Below are 597 nucleotides of genomic sequence, written 5' to 3' on the forward strand. Positions count from 1 at the left end.
CCCAGCCGAACAGACCGGCGACCACCACGACGCTCACCCACAGGCTGACCCGCACCGAGACGTCGTAGGGAAACACCGGCCACCGCGCCAACCGCGCACTCACACCACCGGCCAGGCGGCGCAGGGTGATCCGGTCAGCTGAAGTAGATGGCAGCACCGATGGTTCCGATCCACGCCAGGAAGAGAATCTGCAGCACTCGGTCTTTCAGCGCGATCTCCTCGGGCTCTCCGGCGATGCCACCGTCGATGTCGACCGCATAGCGCAGGATCGCGACCGTGAACGGAACCATCGTGATCGCGTACCACGAGGCGTCCTGGCCGTCGAGGCCCAGGGCATCGTTGGCAGTGTCACGGCCGAACGCCCACAGGCCGTAGCAGAGCACCATCGCGGTGGCCGACAGCGTCCAGACGAAGCGGAGGTAGGTACTGGTGTAGCTCTCCAGCGATTTGCGGATCTTGGCACCGGTGCGCTCGGCCAGCTGCAGCTCGGCATACCGCTTGCCGGCCGCCATGAACAGCGAGCCGAAGGCCATCACCAGAAGGAACCACTGCGACAGCGGGATGTCGGCGGCCACACCACCGGCGATGGCGCGAATC

At 66.2% G+C, this 597-nt stretch carries 1 protein-coding gene; it reads right to left on the reverse strand.

All coding sequences use genetic code 11. The annotated features are described in order from the left end of the window. Positions 1–134: 134 nt before the first annotated feature. Positions 135–597, reverse strand: a 463-nt coding sequence (locus IMZ11_RS43405; protein WP_228649508.1) for a decaprenyl-phosphate phosphoribosyltransferase, incomplete at its 5' end; no start/stop codon positions are given.

The organism is Microtetraspora sp. AC03309 (genome assembly GCF_020826795.1).
In the GTDB taxonomy this organism is placed as follows: domain Bacteria; phylum Actinomycetota; class Actinomycetes; order Streptosporangiales; family Streptosporangiaceae; genus Microtetraspora; species Microtetraspora glauca.